The sequence below is a fragment of the Mesorhizobium sp. M4A.F.Ca.ET.020.02.1.1 genome (assembly GCF_004022645.1).
Lineage (GTDB): Bacteria > Pseudomonadota > Alphaproteobacteria > Rhizobiales > Rhizobiaceae > Mesorhizobium.
In genome coordinates this window covers 1-4,340 of record NZ_RZOI01000531.1, presented here as the reverse complement: position 1 = coordinate 4,340, position 4,340 = coordinate 1, and the positions used below count along the sequence as shown (strand labels likewise).

At 57.9% G+C, this 4,340-nt stretch carries 3 protein-coding genes and 1 pseudogene; 3 read left to right on the top strand and 1 reads right to left on the bottom strand.

Annotated elements, in window-relative coordinates:
* Positions 1-469 (bottom strand): helix-turn-helix domain-containing protein (locus EN742_RS25940; RefSeq protein WP_128333439.1); only part of this gene is annotated, 469 nt, incomplete at its 3' end.
* Between the two features lie 900 nt (positions 470-1,369).
* On the opposite strand from EN742_RS25940, the gene EN742_RS25935 reads away from it, so the two are divergent.
* The 3 genes and pseudogenes from EN742_RS25935 to EN742_RS25925 all read left to right on the top strand — a co-directional run bounded on the left by EN742_RS25935 (position 1,370) and on the right by EN742_RS25925 (position 4,307).
* Positions 1,370-2,203, top strand: a complete 834-nt coding sequence (locus tag EN742_RS25935) for a transporter substrate-binding domain-containing protein (RefSeq protein WP_128333438.1) — start codon at positions 1,370-1,372, stop codon at positions 2,201-2,203.
* 262 nt (positions 2,204-2,465) lie between these two features.
* Positions 2,466-3,438, top strand: a pseudogene (locus EN742_RS25930) (amino acid ABC transporter permease).
* 125 nt (positions 3,439-3,563) lie between these two features.
* The gene (locus EN742_RS25925) at positions 3,564-4,307 is read left to right on the top strand and encodes an amino acid ABC transporter ATP-binding protein (RefSeq protein ID WP_128333440.1); all 744 of its coding nucleotides are present in this window, start codon (positions 3,564-3,566) and stop codon (positions 4,305-4,307) included.
* Positions 4,308-4,340: the final 33 nt, after the last annotated feature.

The following is a 4,340-nucleotide window of genomic DNA, read 5'->3' as shown; positions in this document are numbered from 1 at the left end:
CCGTCTGCCCGGCATAGTCCGTCTGCATCACCGCGCCCGCCGCATGCCGGTTGCGGAATGTCGCGCTCGTCCGGCGCTCGAAAGCGGCGAAGTGCTCGCAGAACCAGGTGTAGCCGTAGCCGTCGGGATGGGCGGCGCGATACTCCTGCCACAACAGCGTCAGCGTCACCCCCTTGCGCTTCAGCTCCCTGGCGATCAGCGCAAAGTCCGGTTCGCTCAGGTCTTGCGGCGGACGACCGGCACGGCCAAACAGCAGCCGCTCAAGTGTCGCGTCGTCGTGGCCCGGCGGCAGAGGCCAGCATGACAGCCCGGCCTCCCGCGCCCGTAGCAAATAGGTCGATACTGTCGTCTTGCTGATCTTCAGCCGTTCCGACACTTCACGCACCGAAAGACCCTGCTCATGGGTCAGGCGCAACATCGCTTGGATGTCCCTCACGCTCGTTCGTCTCGCTTGCTTCCGTCTCGGCATGGCCCCTCTCAACATCGTCGTGAGAGGCCAAACTGCCAGAACGGCGCAGCCAAGAACCGACCGCTAAATCCGCTTCCGAAAACTGTCCGGGATTTAGCGGAATCGCTGTCCGCGAATTACTGAAATCACTGTCCGGGATTTAGCGAAAAGGGTGTCCGGGAATTACCGAAACACGCAGCAGGTCGCCATTCGATTGCGATGCCGGCGTGCTGGCATCCTCGCTTGAACGCCCGGCTCCGGCAGTCGGGGCGCCATTGTCGACTTGTACCATGTCCGCCAGGCCAGCGACAGGGCAATGATGCGCGGCCTCGCTGTCTCAACCACGCCGATTGGGAACACAACAGGCAGGTTAATGGACAGTCTGGATGGAGCCTCGGTGGTCTGATAGTACGATAGTACCCGTCACTATGCGGCAGCAGACTTCATCGTTAGCGTCAGCCACGGCCCGACTTTGGCTGCCAGGTTTCCTCGTCAACAACGAAGACGCCGGCCTTCGTATGGTCGATCTGGACCACCAGACGGGGAGGCACCAACGCCCCCGGGAGCGGCCGTTCCCGTCTTCACGATCTTCTGCTCACCGCGTTGCTTGTCGCGCCTCTGGAGGTCGATGTCCTCAAGGCGAGCCACCATCGTTTGCAGATTCGGTGGCTTCAACCCCGCGGACATGCAGGTCATTTGCACGTTCCGGAGCAGTTGCGAGACTATTGACCGGGTTCGCTTAGCAGTGCGAAATCCTGCGCAATATAAACTGCTTTTGCAGCAAAGCACTGCAAAAGCCAGCATTTTCGCTGCATATATGTGGCGCTGGGCCCTTAGCATGATGGCGAGGCGTCTGCGCGATGCCCGCCTGAACTCGACGAGATCGAGTTGGGTAAGGATTTCATGTAATGGGAGGATCGCATGATCAAGCCGATGACGATAATAGCAGCTGCAGCCTCGGTCGCCGTAGCGTGTCTTACTTTCTCAAGCGCGGCACATGCCGGTGCCGTACTCGACCGCGTGCTCGCCACAAAGACGCTCACTGTGGCGACGTCCATTGGCTGGCCCCCGAGCTCATTTATGAATGACAAGGGGGAACTCGACGGATTTGATGTGGAAGTCGCCAAGGGCATAGCGAAACAGTTGGGCGTGGACGTTAAATTCGTGACGCCGGAGTGGAACCTTGTGACCTCGGGCAAATGGGCGGGCCGTTGGGATCTCACGATGGGTCAGATGGTGCCGACCGAGGAACGCGCCAAAAAATTCGGCTTCCCAAGCATGTACATTTACACGGGCACCGTCGCCTTAGTCCACAAGGATAGCAAGGCGACCAAGCTTTCTGATCTCGATGGTAAGCGGATTGGCGTAGTGGCAGGAACCACGAACGAATCCTATGCTAATCACACGTTGGAAGTCTTCGGCCAGCCGCCAATACAGTATCACTTCACGCCCGGCGAGGTGAAGAGCTACGAAGGCACTCCCAGTCCATACGACGACCTTCGCCTCGGCGATGGCGTTCGTCTTGACGGCGCGATTACTGACGAAACCCAAGCGAGAGACATCATTAAAGCCGGCTTTCCGCTCAAAATCATCGGCGAGCCCTTCGCATACATGCCGGGCGGGATCGCCATACTCCATGGCGACAAAGAATTCAGTGATAAGCTTGGGGCCGCGATCAAAAGTTTGAAGGATGACGGCGCACTCGCTAAGCTGTCGATCAAATGGTTCGGGACAGACTATACGGCCGCGGAGTGAGGTTGGTGAAGCTGCGGCGACCCAGTTTGGACCGCTGCTCTTCCGTGTGGGCTTGGCTCATATCGACGCTGCCAATGCCGAAGGAATCGCGTGCGCGATTCTCGGGATAGCTGTGACAAGATTAGGCCGCTGACGATGTGGCGGCTCGCTCTCCAAGCTGCCGGTTAATTGGTACAGGGCAGACCGCACTATCGAAAACTGAAGCTGGTGAAGCTGCAGCGGCGGGAGTTAGGCCGGGCTGCTCATTTCTAGGACTGCTCTCATGCTCTATCAGGACACAGTTGAATCCGAGGTGCTCGTCCATAGGCCGTGGTTCATCGCCTCGATGTTCGCAATTGTGCTCGTGGTTTTCCTTATGCCCAACCTCACGGGCACCATCATGGGCGAACTCATGCGGCCAGTGATCGGCGATCCGCTGGAGAGCGGCTTATACGGGCGCTTTGCGATTGCATTTTTGATTGCGGTCGTGTTCTGCCTCAACCTGGTGCTGATCGGTTTTGCGTCGCTGAAAGTGCAAATCGGCGTTGTATGGCTCGAACTGCTCCTTCTGTTTATCGCTTTCGTTGAATTGTTCGACCTGAATCTGCCTTTTATTTGGGAAAAGCTTCCCTTCATAGTCGCAAGGGGTCGTGACGACACTTTATGTGTCGGCGATCTCACTGTTTTTCTCATCGATCATCGGGATCACCGCCGCCATAGCGAAACTGTCAAGCAATGGCTTCGCTTACGGGATTGCCAGCTTTTATACTTCTTTCTTCCGCGGTATGCCGCTTTTGATGCAGGTTTACCTCATCTATCTCGGCCTGCCCCAACTGGGCATTGTGCTCGATGCCATACCGTCAGGCATATTGGCACTTTCGCTATGTATTGGTGCGTACATGACGGAGATCTTCCGGGCCGGCATTGCGAGCATCGACCGCGGTCAGTGGGAGGCGTCCCGGTCCATGGGTTTCGGCTTTGGCCTCACGATGCGCAAGATCATTCTGCCGCAGGCGCTTCCCGTAATCATTCCGCCGATGGGAAACATGTTCATCGGATTGCTGAAGGACAGTTCGCTCGTGTCGGTCCTCGGCGTGTGGGAGCTTACATTCCTTGGTCGCACACTTGGCCAGGCCACCTTTCAGCCCCTGGAGATGCTGATCACCGTAGCGATTATCTATTGGATCCTGTCCATTTGCCTCGAGTTGATTCAATCCAGGATCGAGCGCTATTTCGCCAGGAGCAAGGTCAGATGAGCGTGAGCAACGTAAGCAACCTCAAAGGTGACCCTTATGAGCCCAATCCTTTGAAGGCGCCTGCCAATGTATCGCCCGCACAACCAACTTCGTCTCGAGAGCCATCAGGTCAGGAGCAGGCCTCGATGAGCGCGGACAAAATCATCGAAGCGAAGAATGTCTCGAAGTGGTACGGCGCCTTCAGAGCATTAACTGAGGTCAGCCTCACCGTTCACAGGGGCGAACGCGTCGTTATCTGCGGCCCCTCCGGCTCGGGAAAGTCGACGCTGATCCGGTGCTTCAATCGGCTCGAGGCGCACCAGGAGGGCGAGATTACCGTCAACGGGATCAGGTTGCACAACAAGATGCCTAACGTGGCTGAAGTTCGCAAGAACGTTGGCATGGTGTTCCAGCACTTCAATCTCTTCCCGCACATGACGGTGCTGATGAACTGCATGGCCGCCCCGATGTGGATCAAGGGCGTGCCCGAGGCTGAAGCCAGGAAGCTCGCGCTCAAGTTCCTCGAACGCGTGCGCATACCGGAGCAGGCCGGCAAATATCCCGCGCAGCTCTCCGGAGGGCAGCAGCAGCGCGTCGCAATCGCCCGCTCGCTCTGCATGGAGCCTGCGGTGATGCTCTTCGATGAGCCCACGTCGTCGCTCGATCCGGAGATGGTCGCCGAGGTGCTCGAGACCATGACAAGTCTCGCGCGCGACGGAATGACAATGGTCTGCGTCACGCATGAGATGGGCTTCGCGCGTTCCGTCGCGGACCGCGTGATATTCATGGATCAAGGTCGGATGGTCGAGGAGGGCGCGCCGCACGACTTCTTCACCAATCCGCAGCACGACAGAACGAAGCTTTTTCTGAGCCAGATCTTGTCGCATTGATGGTGCAGGCCGTTCTCACGGGATGGCCGTCAC